The organism is Cupriavidus sp. SW-Y-13 (assembly GCF_009793345.1).
Lineage (GTDB): Bacteria > Pseudomonadota > Gammaproteobacteria > Burkholderiales > Burkholderiaceae > Cupriavidus.
The window spans coordinates 3,275,339-3,295,380 of record NZ_WHLX01000001.1; the positions used below are offsets into that span (position 1 = coordinate 3,275,339).

General features: G+C 60.9%; 17 protein-coding genes. 1 reads left to right on the plus strand and 16 read right to left on the minus strand.

From position 1 onward, the window contains the following. Positions 1-2: 2 nt before the first annotated feature. The 13 genes from rpsC to recQ form a co-directional block, all read right to left on the minus strand. Complete coding sequence (gene rpsC, locus GA566_RS14690; protein WP_092602196.1) at positions 3-800, minus strand: 30S ribosomal protein S3; 798 nt, start codon at positions 798-800, stop codon at positions 3-5. A gap of 9 nt (positions 801-809) precedes the next feature. Beyond that, the gene (gene rplV / locus GA566_RS14695) at positions 810-1,139 is read right to left on the minus strand and encodes a 50S ribosomal protein L22 (protein WP_137925259.1); all 330 of its coding nucleotides are present in this window, start codon (positions 1,137-1,139) and stop codon (positions 810-812) included. A 9-nt stretch (positions 1,140-1,148) separates the two neighbouring features. Then, complete coding sequence (rpsS, locus tag GA566_RS14700) at positions 1,149-1,424, minus strand: 30S ribosomal protein S19 (RefSeq protein ID WP_137925258.1); 276 nt, start codon at positions 1,422-1,424, stop codon at positions 1,149-1,151. Between the two features lie 22 nt (positions 1,425-1,446). Further along, positions 1,447-2,277 carry a 50S ribosomal protein L2 gene (gene rplB, locus GA566_RS14705; RefSeq protein ID WP_137925257.1) on the minus strand — a complete coding sequence of 277 codons (831 nt, stop codon included), beginning with the start codon at positions 2,275-2,277 and terminating at the stop codon, positions 1,447-1,449. 2 nt (positions 2,278-2,279) lie between these two features. Continuing rightward, positions 2,280-2,594, minus strand: a complete 315-nt coding sequence (gene rplW, locus GA566_RS14710; protein WP_006576245.1) for a 50S ribosomal protein L23 — start codon at positions 2,592-2,594, stop codon at positions 2,280-2,282. Further along, positions 2,591-3,211, minus strand: a complete 621-nt coding sequence (gene rplD, locus GA566_RS14715) for a 50S ribosomal protein L4 (RefSeq protein WP_130393152.1) — start codon at positions 3,209-3,211, stop codon at positions 2,591-2,593. Before rplD ends, rplW begins: the two co-directional genes overlap by 4 nt. 12 nt (positions 3,212-3,223) lie before the next feature. Next, the gene (rplC, locus tag GA566_RS14720; protein WP_137925256.1) at positions 3,224-3,868 is read right to left on the minus strand and encodes a 50S ribosomal protein L3; all 645 of its coding nucleotides are present in this window, start codon (positions 3,866-3,868) and stop codon (positions 3,224-3,226) included. Positions 3,869-4,219: 351 nt separating this feature from the next. Further along, the gene (gene rpsJ, locus GA566_RS14725) at positions 4,220-4,528 is read right to left on the minus strand and encodes a 30S ribosomal protein S10 (protein WP_006160488.1); all 309 of its coding nucleotides are present in this window, start codon (positions 4,526-4,528) and stop codon (positions 4,220-4,222) included. An 81-nt stretch (positions 4,529-4,609) separates the two neighbouring features. Continuing rightward, entirely contained in the window at positions 4,610-5,800 is a 1,191-nt protein-coding gene (gene tuf / locus GA566_RS14730; protein ID WP_160473074.1) for an elongation factor Tu, read from the minus strand. Between the two features lie 77 nt (positions 5,801-5,877). Then, positions 5,878-7,986 (minus strand): elongation factor G, encoded by a 2,109-nt coding sequence (fusA, locus tag GA566_RS14735; protein WP_137928002.1) that lies wholly within the window; start codon positions 7,984-7,986, stop codon positions 5,878-5,880. Between the two features lie 118 nt (positions 7,987-8,104). Continuing rightward, positions 8,105-8,575 carry a 30S ribosomal protein S7 gene (gene rpsG / locus GA566_RS14740; protein ID WP_066734316.1) on the minus strand — a complete coding sequence of 157 codons (471 nt, stop codon included), beginning with the start codon at positions 8,573-8,575 and terminating at the stop codon, positions 8,105-8,107. Positions 8,576-8,779: 204 nt separating this feature from the next. After that, positions 8,780-9,157, minus strand: coding sequence for a 30S ribosomal protein S12 (rpsL, locus tag GA566_RS14745; protein ID WP_006576501.1), 378 nt, complete (start codon positions 9,155-9,157; stop codon positions 8,780-8,782). A 304-nt stretch (positions 9,158-9,461) separates the two neighbouring features. Continuing rightward, a complete protein-coding gene (gene recQ, locus GA566_RS14750; protein ID WP_160473075.1) occupies positions 9,462-11,309 on the minus strand; it encodes a DNA helicase RecQ in 1,848 nt (615 codons plus the stop codon). A 219-nt stretch (positions 11,310-11,528) separates the two neighbouring features. Here recQ and GA566_RS14755 point away from each other — a divergent pair, with 219 nt between their 5' ends. Beyond that, on the plus strand, positions 11,529-13,013 hold the full coding sequence (locus GA566_RS14755) for a PLP-dependent aminotransferase family protein (RefSeq protein WP_160473076.1): 1,485 nt from the start codon (positions 11,529-11,531) through the stop codon (positions 13,011-13,013). Between the two features lie 28 nt (positions 13,014-13,041). Here GA566_RS14755 and GA566_RS14760 read toward each other — a convergent pair whose 3' ends face one another. From GA566_RS14760 to rpoC, 3 genes are all read right to left on the minus strand, one after another. Then, the gene (locus GA566_RS14760) at positions 13,042-13,389 is read right to left on the minus strand and encodes a cytochrome c (protein ID WP_237380194.1); all 348 of its coding nucleotides are present in this window, start codon (positions 13,387-13,389) and stop codon (positions 13,042-13,044) included. An 18-nt stretch (positions 13,390-13,407) separates the two neighbouring features. After that, positions 13,408-14,967: a nitrite reductase gene (locus GA566_RS14765; RefSeq protein WP_160473077.1), complete on the minus strand. Its 1,560-nt coding sequence runs from the start codon at positions 14,965-14,967 to the stop codon at positions 13,408-13,410. Between the two features lie 766 nt (positions 14,968-15,733). Next, entirely contained in the window at positions 15,734-19,975 is a 4,242-nt protein-coding gene (rpoC, locus tag GA566_RS14770; protein WP_160473078.1) for a DNA-directed RNA polymerase subunit beta', read from the minus strand. Positions 19,976-20,042: the final 67 nt, after the last annotated feature.

Consider the following 20,042-nt stretch of genomic DNA (forward strand, 5'->3'; position numbering starts at 1 on the left):
TGTTATTCTCCACTCTTCGCGTCTGCGCCTGGCGCAGCACGACGACCAGCACCGGCACCACCGCGGCGGTTGCCCGACGGACGACCTTCGCCTTCACGGCGGCGGCCTTCCGGGCGACCCGGACGACGACGACGGTCTTCTTGCGGCTCTTCCACCACAGGCGCGTCATTGCGGCCCAGGTGATCACCCTTGTAGACCCACACCTTGACACCGATGATGCCGTAGGTGGTTTCGGCTTCCGAGAAACCGTAGTCGATGTCGGCGCGCAGGGTGTGCAGGGGCACACGGCCTTCGCGGTACCACTCGGTACGTGCGATTTCGATACCGTTCAGACGGCCCGAGCTCATGATCTTGATGCCTTGTGCACCCAGACGCATGGCGTTCTGCATCGCGCGCTTCATGGCGCGACGGAACATGATGCGGCGCTCGAGCTGCTGCGTGATCGAATCGGCAATCAGCTGCGCATCGGTTTCCGGCTTGCGGATTTCTTCGATGTTCACGTGCACGGGCACACCCATGCGACGTTGCAGCTCGGCCTTGAGCAGTTCGATGTCCTCACCCTTCTTGCCGATCACCACGCCCGGACGCGAGCTGTAAATGGTGATGCGTGCATTACGGGCCGGACGCTCGATGACCACGCGGCCAACCGATGCGTTCTTCAGCTTTTTCTTCAGGAAGTCTCGAACTTCGATGTCTTCCTTCAGCATGCCGGCGAACTTCGTGTTGTTGGCGTACCAACGCGAAGCCCAATTACGGCTGACGGCCAGACGGAAGCCAGTCGGATGAATCTTCTGTCCCATCGTGACTCCTTAGTTGCCGAGCGTCACAGTGATGTGACAGGTTTGTTTCTCGATGCGGTTGCCGCGGCCCTTTGCACGCGCAGTGAAGCGCTTGAGCGAAGTGGCCTTGTCGACGAAGATCGAAGTGACCTTCAGTTCGTCGATGTCGGCGCCTTCGTTATGCTCGGCGTTGGCGATGGCCGATTCGACGACCTTCTTCACGATCCCGGCAGCCTTCTTCGGGCTGAAGGCCAGGATGTTCAGAGCGCGCTCAATCGGCAGACCGCGGATCTGGTCAGCAACCAGACGCGTTTTCTGGGCGGAGATGCGGGCACCGCGATGAATCGCTTTCACTTCCATGATGGCACCTTACCTCTTCGCTTTCTTGTCAGCCGCGTGGCCCTTGAACGTGCGAGTAATCGCAAATTCACCGAGCTTGTGGCCAACCATGTTTTCCGTCACGTACACCGGCACGTGTTGACGGCCGTTGTGCACAGCGATCGTCAGGCCGATGAAGTCCGGCAGAATGGTCGAACGACGCGACCAAGTCTTGATGGGCTTCTTGTCCTTGCCGCTCACCGCCGTTTCCACCTTCTTCAGCAGGTGGTCGTCGCAGAACGGACCCTTTTTTGCGGAACGAGTCATATCTTTAGCTCCTACCTACCGATTAGCGCTTGTGGCGGCGCTGGACGATCATGCTGTCCGTGCGCTTGTTGCTGCGAGTGCGGTAACCCTTGGCCGGGGTACCCCACGGCGAAACCGGATCACGACCAGCAGCAGTCTTGCCTTCACCACCACCGTGGGGGTGGTCCACCGGGTTCATCACCACACCGCGAACGGTCGGGCGAATACCGCGCCAGCGCGTTGCACCGGCCTTGCCGATCACGCGCAGGCTGTGCTCTTCGTTGCCCACTTCACCGATGGTGGCGCGGCATTCGATATGCACGCGACGCACTTCACCGGAGCGCAGACGCACTTGAGCGTACAGGCCTTCACGAGCCATCAGCACTGCGGACCCACCAGCAGCGCGCGCGATCTGCGCACCCTTGCCAGGCAGCATTTCCACGTTGTTGATCGTGGTACCGACCGGGATGTTGCGGATCGGCAGGTTGTTACCCGACTTGATCGGCGCTTCCGAGCCGTTCATCAGAGCCTGGCCAGCAACCATGCCCTTCGTGGCGATGATGTAGCGACGCTCACCGTCGACGAACAGCACCAGGGCGATGTTCGCGCTACGGTTTGGATCGTATTCCAGACGCTCGACCTTGGCGGCGATGCCGTCCTTGTCGTTGCGCTTGAAGTCGACCACGCGGTAGTGGTGCTTATGACCACCGCCCTTGTGGCGGGTGGTGATATGACCGTTGTTGTTGCGACCCGACTTCTGGAATTGCTTTTCCAGCAGCGGTGCGTGCGGGGCACCCTTGTGGAGGTCGCGATTAACGACCTTCACCATCGAGCGACGGCCCGGGGATGTCGGCTTGGTCTTGACGAGTGCCATGATTACTTGGCCTCCGCTTCAAAATTGATTTCCTGACCCGGCTTCAGCGACACGTATGCCTTCTTGACGTGATTGCGACGGCCCATGAAGCGGCCAAAGCGCTTTTGCTTGCCCTTCTGGTTCAGGATCTGAACGGACTGCACCTCGACCTTGAACAGCAGTTCGACGGCGGCCTTCACTTCTGCCTTGTTGGCATCGCGAGCCACTTCGAACACAACCTGTTCGTTCTTGTCGGCTACCAGGGTTGCCTTTTCGGAAACCACCGGCGCGAGCAGCACCTGCATCAAACGATGATCGTTCTTGGCTACTTGCGTCATTTCAGCAACTCCTCGATCTGCGCGACAGCTGCCTTCGTCACCAGCACTTTCTTGTAGTGCACGAGCGACAGCGGATCAGCATGACGCGGCTCCACGACTGCCACGTTCGGCAGGTTGCGCGAAGCCAGGTAGAGGTTTTCGTCGAGGCTGTCGGTAATGATCAGCACCGAGTCCAGGCCCATGGCCTTGAACTTGTCGGCCAGCAGCTTGGTCTTGGGCGCGTCGACAGCGAAACCGTCCACTACGTTGATACGACCTTCACGTGCGAGCTGCGAATAAATCGAGCGCATACCGGCACGGAACATCTTCTTGTTGACCTTCTGGCTGAAGTTTTCTTCCGGCGAATTCGGGAAGATACGGCCACCGCCACGCCACAGAGGCGAGGACGACATACCGGCACGAGCACGGCCCGTACCCTTCTGGCGCCACGGCTTCTTCGTCGTGTGCTTGACCTCTTCGCGGTCCTTCTGCTTGCGGTTACCGCTGCGAGCATTGGCCTGATAGGCAACGACGATCTGGTGAACCAGGGCTTCGTTGTAGTCGCGGCCGAACACTTCGGGCGAGGCGGTAACGCCAGCACCGATCTGACCGTTGTCCTGGAGGAGCTTGAGTTCCATTACATGCGCTCCTTAAGCTTTGGCCTTGACGGCCGGGGTCACAATGACCTTGCCGCCCTTGGAACCGGGGATGGCGCCCTTGACCAGCAGCAGCTTGCGCTCTGCGTCGATCTTGGCGATCTCGAGGTTTTGCACGGTACGGGTAGCGTCACCGAGGTGGCCCGTCATGCGCTTGCCCGGGAACACGCGGCCCGGATCCTGCGCCATACCGATGGAACCCGGCACGTTGTGCGAACGCGAGTTACCGTGGGTGGCACGACCGGATGCGAAGTGGTGGCGCTTGATGGTACCGGCATAGCCCTTACCAATCGTCACACCCTGCACGTCGATCTTCTGACCAACCTGGAACAGGTCGACAGAAATCGAGCCGCCAGCTTGCAGCTCGGCAGCCTTGGCTGCATCGATGCGGAATTCTTTGATGATTTCGCCAGCTTCCACGCCGGCTTTGGCGAGGTGACCCGCCAGCGGCTTGGTGACACGGCTTGCGCGTCGGCTGCCAAAAGTGACTTGAACCGCGGTATAACCGTCGGTCTCGTCCGTCTTGATTTGCGTCACGCGGTTGTCGCCGACCTCGACCACGGTAACGGGAATCGAATCACCGTCGTCCGTGAAAATACGGGTCATGCCAACCTTGCGACCTACAAGGCCAAGGCTCATGGTTTGCTCCATTCCCAGCTGCGATTGGCCGGGGCTGATTGATACACGAAAACTGTGTGAGTGCGGGTTGCGCGAAAAGGATTGCGCGTGACCAAAATGGCCCCCACTACCCGGATTAATGGGTAGCCTTGCAACATACCACAGCAATTTGGAAAGGGCAAGCGGTGGCGCGCTTTTCCTCGACGGTCTTACGCCTGCGGGTCGGAAACGGCGCCGAATCCGGCACTTTGCGTGCCGATGCTGTAGCTTTCCGTACTATTCGCACACCATGCGACGATTTGGAAAACAAAAACGGCGAACTTGCGTTCGCCGTCTTGCTGAATCAGGCCAGAAGCCTGGCCCGACACATACTTATACCTTGATCTCGACGTCCACGCCTGCCGGCAGATCGAGCTTCATCAGCGCGTCGACGGTCTTGTCCGTCGGATCGACGATGTCCATCAGGCGCTGGTGGGTGCGGATCTCGAACTGATCGCGGCTGGTCTTGTTGACGTGCGGCGAACGCAGGATGTCGAAGCGCTGGATACGAGTCGGCAGGGGCACCGGGCCCTTGACGATCGCGCCGGTACGCTTGGCGGTATCCACGATTTCGGCGGCCGACTGGTCGATCAGGCGATAGTCGAAAGCCTTCAGGCGGATACGGATCTTCTGGTTCTGCATGATTGTTCCTTAAAAGAGCGATGGGCGAAGCGCCCAGATTATAAGGGACATGCCCGCAGGCATGCCCCAAAAAGGTTGTGCTTAGTCGAGGATCTTTGCCACAACGCCGGCGCCGACGGTACGACCGCCTTCGCGGATAGCGAAGCGCAGGCCTTCTTCCATGGCGATCGGGGCGATCAGCTTGACGGTGATCGACACGTTGTCACCCGGCATGACCATTTCCTTGTCCTGCGGCAGCTCGATCGAGCCGGTCACGTCGGTCGTACGGAAATAGAACTGCGGGCGGTAGTTGTTGAAGAACGGCGTATGACGACCACCTTCGTCCTTCGACAGAATGTACACCTCGCCCGTGAAGTGCGTGTGCGGCTTGATCGAGCCCGGCTTGCACAGGACTTGGCCACGTTCCACGTCTTCACGCTTCGTGCCGCGCAGCAGTAGGCCAACGTTGTCACCAGCCTGGCCTTGGTCCAGCAGCTTGCGGAACATTTCCACGCCCGTGCAGGTCGTCTTCACCGTCGGGCGGATACCCACGATTTCGATTTCCTCACCGACCTTCACGATGCCGCGTTCGATACGACCCGTCACCACGGTACCGCGGCCCGAGATCGAGAACACGTCTTCCACCGGCATCAGGAACGTACCGTCCACAGCGCGCTCCGGCGTCGGGATGTACGTGTCCAGCGCGTCGGCCAGAGCCATGATCGCGCCTTCGCCCAGGTCGCCCTTGTCGCCTTCCAGCGCCAGCTTGGCCGAACCCTTCACGATCGGCGTGTCATCGCCCGGGAAGTCGTACTTCGAGAGCAGCTCGCGCACTTCCATTTCGACCAGCTCGAGCAGCTCGGCGTCGTCGACCATGTCGCACTTGTTCAGGAACACGATGATGTAAGGCACGCCAACCTGGCGGGCCAGCAGGATGTGTTCGCGCGTTTGCGGCATCGGGCCGTCTGCAGCCGAGCACACCAGGATCGCGCCGTCCATCTGCGCGGCGCCCGTGATCATGTTCTTCACATAGTCAGCGTGGCCCGGGCAGTCAACGTGGGCGTAGTGGCGGTTCGCCGTTTCGTATTCCACGTGTGCGGTGTTGATCGTGATGCCGCGTGCCTTTTCTTCCGGCGCTGCATCGATCTCGTCGTACTTCTTGGCCGAGCCGCCGAACTTCGCAGCCAGCACCGTGGCAATTGCTGCCGTCAGCGTCGTCTTGCCATGGTCAACGTGACCAATCGTACCTACGTTCACGTGCGGCTTGGTCCGCTCGAACTTTTCCTTTGCCATGTTTCAGCTCCTAATGGAATTCAGTGTGATTCGATTCATTGGCCGCCATGCGGGTCACGCATGGCGGCAAAGCTTTATTACTTGCCCTTGGCCGTCATCACGGCTTCGGCGATGTTCTTCGGTGCTTCGGAGTAGTGCTTGAACTCCATCGTGTACGTGGCGCGACCTTGCGTGGCCGAGCGCAGCGACGTGGAATAACCAAACATTTCCGACAGCGGGACTTCGGCCTTGATGATCTTGCCGCCGCCAACCATGTCGTCCATGCCCTGCACGATGCCGCGGCGGGACGACAGGTCGCCCATCACGGTACCCGTGTAGTCTTCCGGCGTTTCCACTTCCACGGCCATCATCGGCTCCAGCAGAACCGGGCTGGCCTTGCGCATGGCTTCCTTGAAAGCCATCGAGCCGGCCATGCGGAACGCGTTTTCGTTCGAGTCCACATCGTGGTACGAACCAAACGTCAGCGTGACCTTCACGTCCACAACCGGGAAGCCTGCCAGGATACCGGCCGGCAGCGTGTCGACAATACCCTTCTCGACCGCCGGGATGTATTCGCGAGGAATCACACCGCCCTTGATGGCGTCGACGAATTCGAAGCCCTTGCCCGGCGTTTGCGGTTCCAGCGTGATCACGGCGTGACCGTACTGGCCGCGGCCGCCCGACTGCTTGACGAACTTGCCTTCGACGTCTTCGGCCTTCTTGCGGATGGTTTCGCGGTAGGCAACCTGCGGGGCGCCGATGTTGGCTTCCACGCCGAATTCGCGCTTCATGCGGTCGACCAGAATTTCCAGGTGGAGCTCGCCCATGCCCGAAATAATGGTCTGGCCCGATTCTTCATCGGTACGCACGCGGAACGAAGGATCTTCGGCAGCCAGGCGATTCAGGGCGATACCCATCTTTTCCTGGTCAGCCTTGGTCTTCGGCTCGACAGCCTGCGAAATCACCGGCTCCGGGAACACCATGCGCTCCAGCACGATCGGCGCAGCCGGATCGCACAGCGTATCGCCCGTGGTGGCGTCCTTCAGACCCACCGCAGCAGCGATGTCGCCAGCCAGCACTTCCTTGATTTCTTCGCGCTGGTTCGCGTGCATCTGCAGAATACGGCCCAGACGCTCCTTCTTCTGCTTCACCGGGTTGTACACAGTGTCGCCCGAGTTGATCTTGCCCGAGTACACACGGAAGAAGATCAGCTGGCCGACGAACGGGTCGGTCATGATCTTGAACGCCAGCGCCGAGAACTTCTCGCTGTCGTCAGCCTTGCGCTCCAGCTTCTTCTCGTCGTCGCGCTCATCCGTACCCGTAACCGGCGGAATGTCGACCGGCGACGGCAGGAAGTCGATCACGGCGTCCAGCATACGCTGCACGCCTTTGTTCTTGAACGCGGTGCCGCACAGCATCGGCTGGATTTCGCAGGCAATGGTACGGTCACGCAGCGCCTTGACGATCTCGGCACGGGTCAGCTCTTCGCCACCCAGATACTTTTCCATCAGCTCTTCGCTGGCTTCGGCGGCCGACTCGACCATCTTCTCGCGCCATTCTTCGGCGCTGGCCTGCAGCTCGGCGGGGATGTCCTGGTACTCGAACTTCACGCCCTGGCTGGATTCGTCCCAGATGATGGCCTTCATTTCGAGCAGGTCAACCACGCCCTGGAAGCCGTCTTCGGCGCCAATAGGCACCACGACGGGAACCGGATTGGCCTTCAGGCGGGTCTTCAGCTGGTCGTAGACCTTGAAGAAATTCGCGCCGGTACGGTCCATCTTGTTCACGAATGCCAGACGCGGCACGCGGTACTTGTTGGCCTGACGCCAGACGGTTTCCGACTGCGGCTGCACGCCACCCACTGCGCAGTAGACCATGCAGGCACCATCCAGCACGCGCATGGAACGCTCCACCTCGATGGTGAAGTCCACGTGGCCCGGGGTGTCGATGATGTTGAAGCGGTGTTCCGGGTAGTTGCCGCCCATGCCCTTCCAGAAGGCCGTGGTGGCAGCGGAGGTGATCGTGATGCCACGCTCCTGCTCCTGCTCCATCCAGTCCATGGTGGCCGCGCCATCATGCACTTCACCGATCTTGTGGTTCACACCGGTGTAGAACAGGATACGCTCGGTCGTGGTGGTTTTACCCGCGTCAATGTGAGCCGAAATACCGATATTGCGGTAGCGCTCAATGGGAGTCTTACGAGCCACTTTAATCCTCTATTTGTCCGAGAGGCGCTGGAATCTCATCCGCTGCGCCCTTAACACAAACGGGCGAATTGTGTGAAAACACAACCCGCCCGGCAACCAACAGTGTTTTTCGCGCGCTTTAGAAGCGGAAATGCGAGAACGCCTTGTTGGCTTCGGCCATGCGGTGCACTTCGTCGCGCTTCTTCATTGCGCCACCGCGGCCTTCTGCAGCTTCCATCAGCTCACCTGCCAGGCGCAGCGCCATCGACTTCTCGCTGCGTTTTTTCGCGGCCTCGCGCAGCCAACGCATCGCCAATGCCAAACGACGCGACGGACGGACTTCGACCGGAACCTGATAGTTGGCGCCGCCCACGCGACGGCTCTTCACTTCCACCACCGGCTTCACGTTGTTGATCGCAACGGAGAACACTTCGATGGGGGCCTTGCCTGCCTTCTTTTCGATCTGGTCGAACGCGCCGTACACGATACGTTCGGCAACCGACTTCTTGCCGTCCAGCATCAGCACGTTCATGAACTTGGCAACTTCAACGTTACCGAACTTCGGATCAGGCAGAACATCCCGCTTGGGGACTTCACGACGACGTGGCATCTTCTTTCCTTAAGATTCAGTTGAGAGGCGGGTCAAAATTTCCGCTCTCCGGCCACCAACTAGCTTGTCAATCGCTTGGACAAATTCGCCGGGTGACCACTTACTCGACGGCACGGCGCGAAAAACGCTCCGTTGTACCGCCGCCTGGTGACAGCACCATGACTCGCGCCAGGGCTATCGGATATTGCTTGCAGCGAAGAAAGCTTAGGCAGCCTTCGGACGCTTCGCACCGTACTTCGAACGGGCCTGCTTGCGGTCCTTCACGCCTTGCAGATCCAGCGAGCCACGGACGATGTGGTAACGCACACCCGGCAAGTCCTTCACACGGCCGCCGCGAATCAGCACGACCGAGTGTTCCTGCAGGTTGTGGCCTTCACCGCCGATATACGAAATGACTTCGAAACCGTTGGTCAGGCGCACCTTGGCGACCTTACGCAGTGCCGAGTTCGGCTTCTTCGGCGTCGTGGTGTACACGCGGGTGCACACGCCGCGACGCTGCGGGCAGTTCTCAAGCGCCGGGCTCTTGCTCTTGATGACCTCAGAGACACGCGGCTTGCGAACCAGTTGGTTGATAGTTGGCATTGTTCAATCCAGCTTGGTTTTACACAAAAACACCCCTGCGCCAGCAACTGGCCAAGGGGCAACAACGGGTTTTGGGCGGGAGAGGTGAGCGGACGCTCGGAGGAAGGGCTGTGGAATGACAGACTTACCAAAGAGCGCGAGCTCGCCGGGATCCCGCTGCCGTCCTGCCTGGCCGGGCGCCTGGGGCACCACTCAGCCGACGGACGAGCGAAATCCGAAGCCAAAAACTCGAATCTGGCACTCTATCAGCGGGATACGCAACGGTCAAGGGGTATACGCGGCGTATACGTCTACAACCCTGTACTCAAACCCCGCGCAGGGTTTCGAGGATCTCGTCGCCGTAGCGCTCTAGCTTTGACGCCCCGATACCGGGCACTTCGGCCAGTTCGTCGAGAGATTCCGGACCACTGCGCGCAAGTTCGGCAAGCGTTGCATCGTGAAAGATCACGTAGGCCGGCACCCCATGTTCCTTGGCCGTGGCGGTACGCCAGCGGCGCAGCGCCTCCCAGTTGGCGAGCGTATCCGGGTCCATCGTTGCGGTGTGATCGGTGCGCGTGCCCTTCGATGCGCGCTCGCCCGACTTTGGGGGCTTGCTCATCTGACGCCGCAGCGTGATCGACCGACCACCCTTGAGCACCTCTCGCGCGGACTCACCCAGCAACAGTGCGCCGTGTCCGCCGTGATCGATCACAAGCAACCCATGTGCGATCAACTGGCGGAATACCGCGTGCCACTCGCTCACCGCCATGTCCTTGCCGATGCCGAATGTCGACACCTTGTCGTGCCCCCATTGGCGAATTTTCTCGCTGGCATTACCGCGCAGCACATCGATCAGATGCGTGGCGCCAAAGTGAATGCGGCTGGCCTGCGCCGTGCGGTAGACGCAAGACAGCGCCATCTGCGCCTCGCGCGTGCCATCCCAGGTGGCGGGCGGCTCCAGGCAGGTATCGCAGTTTCCGCAGGGCTCGGATGCTTCCTCGAAGTAAGCCAGAATCCGCACCCGCCGGCAGCCGGCTGTCTCGCACAAACCCAGCAGCGCGTCGAGCTTGGACGATGACACGCGCTTGTGGGCATCGTCTGCTTCCGACTCGTCGATCATCCGCTTCTGCTGCACCACATCGCCCAGGCCGTAGGCCATCCAGGCGTTCGCCGGCAAACCGTCGCGGCCGGCACGGCCGGTTTCCTGGTAATAGCCTTCCATGCTCTTGGGCAGGTCCAGGTGCGACACGAAACGGACGTCGGGCTTGTCAATGCCCATGCCGAACGCGATCGTTGCCACCATCACGATGCCCTCTTCCTCGCGGAAGCGCGCCTGATGGCGTTGCCGCACATCGGCATCCATGCCGGCGTGGTAACCCAACGCCTTGATGCCATGGCTGGACAGCCACGCCGCCGTGTCCTCGACCTTCTTCCGGGACAGGCAATAGACAATGCCGCTGTCATGCCCACCCTCGCCGTTCACGTGCTCGGCCTTGATAAAGGCCAACAGTTGCTGGCGGGCGTTGTCCTTTTCGACAATCCGATAGCGGATGTTGGGGCGGTCGAAGCTCGAAATGAAGACCCGCGCATCGTCCAGTGCCAGCCGCTCGACGATCTCGTTACGCGTCAGCGCATCGGCCGTGGCGGTCAGCGCGATCCGTGGAACGTTTGGAAAGCGTTCATGCAGCACGGACAGCTGTATGTATTCAGGCCGGAAGTCATGACCCCATTGCGAGACGCAGTGCGCTTCGTCGATCGCGAACAAACCCACGCGCGCCCGATCGAGCAGATCGAGAAAGCGCGGCGTCATGAGCCGCTCGGGCGCCACGTAGAGCACATCGAGCCGCCCGGCCAGCAGATCGCGCTCGACCGCCGATGCCTCGCTGCCGCTCAACGTGGAATTGAGCACGGCGGCGCGTACGCCGGCCTCGGTCAATGCCGCCACCTGATCCTGCATCAGCGCGATCAGCGGCGAAACGACGATACCGATGCCGTGTCCGGCCTGCTGGCGCAGCAACGCCGGAATCTGATAACAGAGCGATTTGCCGCCGCCGGTGGGCATCAACACCAGGCAATCGCCGCCCTCGGCCACGTGGTCGATGATTTCCGCCTGACGGCCACGGAAGGCATGGTAGCCAAAGACTTCTTTGAGGATCGCCAGGGCTTGCGACATGGACAGCGGGAGGACGGGGAGCCAGGAAAGGCGTAACCATACCACTCCAGCGCATGCTCGGCGGCAGTGACAACGTCACCTGATTCACAAAGCCCAAAAACGTGTCACGGCAATCGCCACACCCTTGCCTCAGCACAACTGAATGCGTGCAGCCTGCAGCTAGCATGAGGGAAAACGGCTAACGCACATGACGGACGTCGGCCGGGACAAGCTCTCCCCATGCAACGCCACTCATTTGAACTGCCTCTTGTGCTCGATCGGGAAAGCGGCGAGCCGTACAAGCGCCAGATCGGCAAGCAGATCGAATGGCTGATTCTGTCTGGCCGGCTGCAGCCTGCTGACCGGCTGCCTTCGATTGCCTGCCTGACATCGATGCTCCACGTCGCGCGCAACACTGTGCTCGGCGCCTATGAATGCTTGATCGATGCCGAACTGGTGCGCGGCGAGGCAAATAGGGGCTTCTTCGTGGCAGACAATGTGCCGCGTGCGGCAATGCCCACGCCACAGCTACCCACAACACCCAGGGACGCGCTCGCCACACCTTCGTTCGGCAAGCACTTTCCAATACTCGGCTCGACAGGCGTGCATACCTTGCCGCCCGCCGCGCCGGTGCGTTTCGATTTCAGGATCGGGCGCCCTGCGACCGACGCCTTTCCTGCGCGGCGATGGGCGGCACTATCCAGTACGTTGCTGCGGCAGATGAGCCATGCCGTCAGCGACTACACGCCGCCCGAAGGATTGTGGGGATTACGTACCGGCATCGCCGATCATCTCGCAGCGACGCGGGCGCTCGCTGTCGACCCCGAACAGATCATCATCGTAGCCGGTGCGCAGGAGGCGCTGCATCTGGCGGCGGCACAGATGGTCCGACCGGGGAGTCGCGTGGTTGTGGAAGCACCAGGTTACGCAGGCTTCTGCAATCTCCCCCAACTGGCGGACGCATCCCCTATTGCACTTCCCGTCGATACCGATGGACTCTGCACCGATGCCTTGCCACCCGGTCCGGCATCGCTGGCCTACGTCACCCCATCGCACCAGTATCCGCTGGGCGTGACGATGTCGATGTGCCGGCGGCGCGCCCTGCTCGCCTGGGCAGCACGCTCCGGCGCGTGCATCGTGGAGGATGACTACGATGCAGACTTTCGCTACGAGAGTTCGCCACTGCCGCCATTGATGGCGATTGATCCATCACGCGTCATCTATGTCGGGACGTTTTCCAAGGTATTGGGACCCGGCACGCGGCTGGGCTTCATGGCGTGCCCGCCTCACCTCGTGGAAGTCATGGCGCGGCGCAAGGCGTTACTGAATCAGGGATGTCCGTGGCTGGAGCAGGCCGTGCTGGCCAGATTGCTCGAACGCGGCGACTACAACTGGCACGTCTATCGGCTGCGGCAACGTTATCGCGCGCAACGTGATGTGCTTGTCGAAGGTATCCGCAACATCTGGGGCAATACCTGCGAGATCGTCGGACCAGGTGCGGGATTGCATCTCGCGCTGCGTCTGCCGCTGCATGGCCCCGATGCCAGGACGATTGCGCATGGCGCGCTACGATGCGGCCTCCGCGTCTACACACTCGAAGAGGCGGCGTGCCGGCATGGCGAAGTATGGCAAGGTCACACGCTGCTGCTCGGTTATGCATCGATGAATGCCGGGCAGATTGCCGAAGCCATGACGATGATGCGGGCAGTTGTCGATCGCGCGTAGTGCTCGATCGACAACTGCGCCTGGATGGCTACCGCCTGCCGCCCATCGCGCCAAAATGACGCGCCAGCGCATCGATTGCGGCGTCGCTCAACGGTTCGGCCATCGGGCGCATGACCGCGTCCTGACGATCCCCGCTGCGGAAGTCCCGCAACTGCTTGGCAAGGTACTCGGCGTTCTGCCCTGCCAGATGCGGATACATGCCGACGCTGCTGATACCGTCGATGCCATGGCAAGCGGCGCACAGCGGCACGATGCTGGAGAGATTGTCGTCGAGCTTCGTGCCGTCTTTTCCGTCAGCGGCGTACGCGGCGATCGTCCATATGGACGCAGCCATAAAACCAAGGCCAAGCACCCCTTTTTTGAACTCGTTGTTCATGATGGTCGGCTCCCTGTCTCAATGCTTGCGAGTGGGTGGCAAACCCACCGAAATCCACTGCGTGCGCGCACGCGAGAAGATGCCTGCCGGGCTTTCCATCTTGTGTTCTGCCACCAGTTGCAATGTCTTGCTGTCGTAGACGCGAATCCGATCACCGTAGTACCCAGCGCTCACGTAGAGATACTTCCCGTCGCGGGTGTACTCGGGAAAGAACGCGTGGCCGCCTGCATCGAGCGTCTTCACCACTTCCAGTGATTGCTTGTCGATCAGCTGGATCTGCGAAGCCTTCTTGTCCTTGCTGACGATATCGACCGCCACATACGGTGCATCCGGATGCGCCGCTGGCGATTCGGTCGGTCCTGCGACCTGAATGTTCTTCACCACCGAGAAATCTTTGGTGTCCCAAACCGTCACGACATCCCCCTTGTCGCACTGGCCGATATTGGTGCCGAACGCGAGCATCCGCCCGCCGATCGGCGTCACGGCACCGGAACCCACATGAGGCTGGCACCCCGCCGGGATATCCCGCGCGACCTTGTCTTCCTTGAGATCGATCGCCACGATCTTGTTATCGCCATAGGAGGCCACCATCGAGTACCGTCCGTCCGGCGTCAGGAACGTGTCGTGAAGCATGCGTCCCACTTTCTCCAGCTTGGTCACGGGCATACCTTCACGGTCGGGGTCCACGATCCAGATCTGTCCCGCTTGCCTCAACGTCAAGGCGAACTTGTTATTGATGCGGCTGCCAATCACCGGGCCACCCGCCGATGGGATGAACTTGCCGTCCAGATCCGTCCCCTCCAGCTTCAGATGCTTCACTGGCTCCAGCGTATCCGCCTTCATGATGACCACCTGGTTGGGCACGAAGGAACTGGCTGCCAGCCATTTGCCATCATTGGACAGCGCGATGCCCGGACCGGTGAGTCCGGTCTTGATCTTGCGCGTGATCTTGAGCGAGTACAGATCGATCTTGTAGACGTATCCGTCATCGCTCTTCAGCCATCCCCAACGCGGGTCCACCGGACTGAAATCGAGAATGTGAGGCGCCATCGGCGTGGCGATCTCGCCCACCACCTCATTCGTCTTGCCATTCAGGAACACCGTCTTGGCATTGTCCTTGCCAGTCCCCTTGCCATAACGCCCACGTGCCATGACGGCCATGAGGTCGTAGACGGAATCGATCTTGTATGTCGGGCGGGACGGCAGCTTCGATTCGTCGACGAGTACTTCCAGGCTATCGCGCACCTGTTGCATCGACCATTGCGGATCGCCAACAGCCTGCGTCTTGATGAATGCCGATACGAGCCGGATGTCCCCGTCGGACATGCGTGAGTGGAACGGCGGCATCAGCGTATCGGGGATGCCGGTCATGATCGTGCCGCGCAGCGCGGCTTCGCTCTGCACCAATCGATCCTTGTTCAACGCCGGACCGACATAGCCACCGCGGCTGGCTGAGTGACAGACCGCGCAGTTGGCCTGGTACAGCCCTTCTGCGCGCTGCAGATCGTCGGCGCTCATGGCAAACAGCGCCGACGACATGCCGGTCAACAGGACCGTCGCTGATACGAATTTCAACATCACTTACCTTCCATGAGGAGTCCCACGTGATTTCGTGGTGTACGTGCAAGTCTGGACTCTCCTGTGACAGCGCACAGGGGATGGAAGCGGTGCTCGGATGGGTACGGATGCTACGCAGTTCGTTGCTACAGATCAGGACCAAATAGAGAAAAATGCACGCGCCCCCAGGTGAACGGATTGCCCAAGGATCGTCCACATGCTTCGTCACAGTCCGGTGCTAGCGTCCACCAGGGAGGGAGATGCCGCGCGCCGGCCATGCCTCGCGGTAATTGGGGGGAGGCGCCGGGGGCGGCATGCCTGCCGGCGTCGTACTTTGACGTAACGCATCGATCTGGCGCTGGCGCGCACGATCCTCAAGATGTGCGCAAACCCCGGCCACTCCATTTCCCGCCACACAGTCGTAGTGCTGCTCGAAGTGGCGACGCCGTTCGTCTTCTATCGTCGCGGGCGGCCCAGGTGAAAGATCAAGTGAAGAGCGATCAGTTGTGGACGTCGCACCCACACCACTCCAGCCGACAACTGCAACGAACGTCGCAACGGTGACGACTATTGCCGACACACGCCAACGTGTATTCATCCGGGGACAGTGAAGCATGGCGAGACAGGGAAGATTGCGGAAGATACTGACACCCTAGCGTCATCGACTTGCATCCGTCTTGACCCACTGCAGCATGCTGCGCGCTCAGGAGAGAACGGACGAAAAAAAACCCGGTTCATCGAACCGGGTTTTTTACTGCTTCAATACTGCTGGATCAGGACATCGCGATCAGACTGCGTCGCCATCGCCCTCGGTCGCCTGCACCACCGGCGGCTCGATGAAGAGCGATTGCTCCTCGTCGGAGATCGCCTGGGCGCGTTCGCGTTCCGATGCCTCGCGTGCCTTGCGGGCACGGTGGTAGGCCAGGCCAGTACCGGCCGGGATCAGACGGCCAACGATCACGTTTTCCTTCAGACCACGCAGGTCGTCGGTCTTGCCCATGATCGCGGCTTCGGTCAGCACGCGCGTCGTTTCCTGGAACGATGCCGCCGAGATGAAGCTGTCGGTAGACAGCGACGCCTTGGTAATACCAAGCAACAGGTTGTCGTGGATGGCCGGACGCTTGCCTTCGGCGATCACGCGATCGTTCTCGTCGAGCAGTTCCGAACGCTCCACCTGTTCACCCGGGATGAACTTGGAGTCGCCCACATCGGCAATCTGCACGCGGCGCAGCATCTGACGAACAATCACTTCGATGTGCTTGTCGTTGATCTTCACGCCCTGCAGACGGTACACGTCCTGCACTTCGTCCACGATGTAGTGTGCCAGCTCCTCGATGCCCTTCAGGCGCAGGATGTCGTGCGGGTCCGCCGGACCTTCCACGATCATTTCGCCCTTGTTCACCACCTGGCCATCGTGCACCAGCACCTGCTTTTCCTTCGCGATCAGGAACTCGTGGGCGTTGCCGTCCAGGTCCGTAATCACCAGACGCTGCTTGCCCTTCGTATCCTTACCGAACGACACCGTACCGGTGACTTCCGCCAGCACGGCGGCGTCCTTCGGCGAACGGGCTTCGAACAGTTCGGCCACACGCGGCAGACCACCGGTAATGTCGCGGGTCTTCTGCGATTCGGTCGGGATACGTGCCAGCACTTCACCCACGTGTACTTGCTGACCGTCCTTCACGGTAATCAGCGCGCCCACCTGGAAGCCGATGGTCACGGAGTGATCCGTACCCGGCAGCTTCACTTCCTGGTTGTTCGCGTCGAGCAGGCGCACCTGCGGGCGCAGGCCCTTGGTAGCAGCCGTACGGCGCTTCGCATCGATCACCACGAGGGTCGACAGGCCCGTCACTTCGTCCATCTGCTTGGCGACGGTCACGCCTTCTTCCACGTTCTCGAACTTGATCGTGCCCGAGTACTCGGAAACGATCGGACGAGTCAGTGCATCCCACGTAGCCAGCTGCGTACCAGCCTTGATGGCCTGGCCGTCCTGCACCAGCAGCGTGGCACCGTACGGGATCTTGTGGCGCTCGCGCTCGCGGCCGTGGTCGTCCGTGATCAGTGCCTCGCCCGAACGCGAGATCACGATCAGTTCGCCCTTGGCGTTCGTCACGTAACGCATGGTCGCCGTGAACCGCACCGTACCGGTAGCCTTGGCTTCCACGCTCGATGCCACTGCCGCACGCGATGCCGCACCACCGATGTGGAACGTACGCATGGTCAGCTGGGTACCCGGCTCACCAATCGACTGTGCAGCGATCACACCCACTGCTTCACCCGAGTTCACCAGCACGCCACGGCCCAGATCGCGGCCATAGCACTTGGCGCACAGGCCGTAGCGCGTGTCGCATGCCAGCGGCGTGCGCACCTTCACTTCGTCCACGCCGATGCTGTCGATCAATTCGACCAGATCTTCGTCCAGCAGCGTGCCGGTTTCGATTGCCGTTTCCTGGGTCTCAGGATTCACGACGTCCGCCACCGTCACACGGCCGAGGATACGATCGCGCAGGGCTTCGATCACTTCACCGCCTTCGACCAGGGCCTTCATGGCCACGCCGTTGGAGGTGCCGCAATCGTCTTCCACCACCACCAGATCCTGCGTCACGTCAACCAGACGACGCGTCAGGTAGCCCGAGTTCGCGGTCTTCAGTGCCGTATCCGCCAGACCCTTACGTGCACCGTGGGTCGAGATGAAGTACTGCAGAACGTTCAGGCCTTCACGGAAGTTCGCCGTAATCGGCGTTTCAATGATCGAGCCGTCCGGCTTGGCCATCAGGCCGCGCATACCCGCCAGCTGACGAATCTGTGCCGCGCTACCGCGAGCACCCGAGTCCGCCATCATGTAAATCGAGTTGAACGATTCCTGCTTGACCGTCGCACCGGTGCGATCGACCACGTCTTCGTGCTGGAGCTGTTCCATCATCGCCTTGCCCACCTGGTCGCCGGCGGCGCCCCAGATGTCCACGACGTTGTTGTAACGTTCCTGGTCCGTCACCAGACCCGACATGTACTGCTTGTCGTATTCCTTCACCTTGGCAGCTGCGTCGGAGATGATCTTCTCCTTCTGCGGAGGCACCAGCATGTCGTCGATCGCGATCGAGATACCGGCGCGCGTAGCCAGGCGGAAGCCCGACTGCAGCAGCTTGTCAGCAAAGATCACCGTTTCGCGCAGACCGCACTTGCGAAACGCAGTGTTGATCAGACGCGAGATTTCCTTCTTCTTCAGCGGCTTGTTCAGCACCGAGAAAGGCAGGCCCTTCGGCAGGATTTCGGACATGATCGCGCGGCCGACCGTGGTGGCCTGCAGCGTGATCTTCGGTGCGAAGCGGGCATCGCCCACTGCGTCCTTGTCCACCAGCACGTACTCGGTGATCCGCACGTTCACACGCGAGGCGAGTTCGACTTCCTTGTTCTCGTAGGCGCGGATGACTTCGCTGATGTCAGCGAACGTCATGCCTTCACCCTTGCCGTTGATCTTGTCGCGGGTCGTGTAGTACAGACCCAGCACCACGTCTTGCGACGGGACGATCGACGGATCGCCGTTGGCCGGGAACAGCACGTTGTTGGAGGCCAGCATCAGCGTGCGGGCTTCCATCTGGGCTTCCAGCGACAGCGGTACGTGAACAGCCATCTGGTCACCGTCGAAGTCGGCGTTGAATGCCGCGCAGACCAGCGGATGCAGCTGGATGGCCTTGCCTTCGATCAGCACCGGCTCGAACGCCTGGATACCCAGGCGGTGCAGCGTCGGCGCACGGTTTAGCATCACCGGGTGCTCGCGGATCACCTCTTCGAGGATGTCCCACACCACAGGCGTCTGGCTTTCCACTTCCTTCTTCGCCGCCTTGATCGTGGTGGCGATGCCCATCGTTTCCAGCTTGTGGAAGATGAACGGCTTGAACAGTTCGAGCGCCATCAGCTTGGGCAGGCCGCATTGGTGCAGCTTCAGCGTCGGGCCCACCACGATGACCGAACGGCCCGAGTAGTCCACGCGCTTGCCCAGCAGGTTCTGACGGAAACGGCCGCCCTTGCCCTTGATCATTTCAGCCAGGGACTTCAGCGGACGCTTGTTCGCACCCGTCATGGCCTTGCCGCGACGACCGTTGTCCAGCAGCGAGTCGACGGCTTCCTGCAGCATGCGCTTTTCGTTGCGCACGATGATTTCAGGGGCCTTCAGCTCCAGCAGGCGCTTCAGACGGTTGTTACGGTTGATGACGCGACGATACAGGTCGTTCAGATCCGACGTGGCGAAACGGCCGCCATCGAGCGGAACCAGCGGACGCAGTTCGGGCGGCAGCACCGGCAGCACTTCCAGGATCATCCACTCGGGCTTGATGCCCGAACGCTGGAACGCCTCGAGCACTTTCAGGCGCTTGGCGAACTTCTTGATCTTGGCTTCGGAACCCGTGGCCTGCAGCTCGGCGCGGATCTGTTCGATCTGCTTCTCGATGTCGATGCCGCGCAGCAGTTCACGGATGCCCTCGGCACCCATCATTGCCACGAACTCGCCTTCGCCGTACTCATCGCACTTCGCGATGTAGTCGTCTTCCGACATGATCTGGCTCTTCTTGAGCGGGGTCATGCCGGGTTCGAGCACCACGAATGCCTCGAAGTACAGCACGCGCTCGATGTCGCGCAGCGTCATGTCCAGGACCATGCCCAGACGCGATGGCAGCGACTTCAGGAACCAGATGTGCGCGGTCGGCGCGGCCAGTTCGATGTGGCCCATGCGCTCACGGCGCACCTTGGCCAGCGTCACTTCAACGCCGCACTTCTCGCAAATCACACCACGGTGCTTCAGGCGCTTGTACTTGCCGCACAGGCACTCGTAGTCCTTGATCGGGCCAAAGATCTTGGCGCAGAACAGACCATCCCGTTCCGGCTTGAACGTACGGTAGTTGATCGTTTCCGGCTTCTTCACTTCGCCATACGACCACGAACGGATCTTCTCGGGCGAGGCCAGGCCGATCTTGATCGCGTCGAACTGCTCTTCCTGCTGAACCTGCTTAAAGAGATCGAGCAATGCTTTCATTGCAACTCCTTGTTTCGCCACCGGCCCGGAGTCTGTCCGGTACGGCGGCATTCAATCCTGTGGGAAA

Bases quoted from the DNA above. Each gene is read 5' to 3' on its own strand.
- rpsC (WP_092602196.1), bottom strand. From the start codon at position 800: ATGGGACAGAAGATTCATCCGACTGGCTTCCGTCTGGCCGTCAGCCGT.
- rplV (WP_137925259.1), bottom strand. From the start codon at position 1,139: ATGGAAGTGAAAGCGATTCATCGCGGTGCCCGCATCTCCGCCCAGAAA.
- rpsS (WP_137925258.1), bottom strand. From the start codon at position 1,424: ATGACTCGTTCCGCAAAAAAGGGTCCGTTCTGCGACGACCACCTGCTG.
- rplB (WP_137925257.1), bottom strand. From the start codon at position 2,277: ATGGCACTCGTCAAGACCAAGCCGACATCCCCGGGCCGTCGCTCGATG.
- rplW (WP_006576245.1), bottom strand. From the start codon at position 2,594: ATGACGCAAGTAGCCAAGAACGATCATCGTTTGATGCAGGTGCTGCTC.
- rplD (WP_130393152.1), bottom strand. From the start codon at position 3,211: ATGGAACTCAAGCTCCTCCAGGACAACGGTCAGATCGGTGCTGGCGTT.
- rplC (WP_137925256.1), bottom strand. From the start codon at position 3,868: ATGAGCCTTGGCCTTGTAGGTCGCAAGGTTGGCATGACCCGTATTTTC.
- rpsJ (WP_006160488.1), bottom strand. From the start codon at position 4,528: ATGCAGAACCAGAAGATCCGTATCCGCCTGAAGGCTTTCGACTATCGC.
- tuf (WP_160473074.1), bottom strand. From the start codon at position 5,800: ATGGCAAAGGAAAAGTTCGAGCGGACCAAGCCGCACGTGAACGTAGGT.
- rpsG (WP_066734316.1), bottom strand. From the start codon at position 8,575: ATGCCACGTCGTCGTGAAGTCCCCAAGCGGGATGTTCTGCCTGATCCG.
- rpsL (WP_006576501.1), bottom strand. From the start codon at position 9,157: ATGCCAACTATCAACCAACTGGTTCGCAAGCCGCGTGTCTCTGAGGTC.
- recQ (WP_160473075.1), bottom strand. From the start codon at position 11,309: ATGTCGCAAGCCCTGGCGATCCTCAAAGAAGTCTTTGGCTACCATGCC.
- GA566_RS14755 (WP_160473076.1), top strand. From the start codon at position 11,529: ATGCAACGCCACTCATTTGAACTGCCTCTTGTGCTCGATCGGGAAAGC.
- GA566_RS14760 (WP_237380194.1), bottom strand. From the start codon at position 13,389: ATGAACAACGAGTTCAAAAAAGGGGTGCTTGGCCTTGGTTTTATGGCT.
- GA566_RS14765 (WP_160473077.1), bottom strand. From the start codon at position 14,967: ATGTTGAAATTCGTATCAGCGACGGTCCTGTTGACCGGCATGTCGTCG.
- rpoC (WP_160473078.1), bottom strand. From the start codon at position 19,975: ATGAAAGCATTGCTCGATCTCTTTAAGCAGGTTCAGCAGGAAGAGCAG.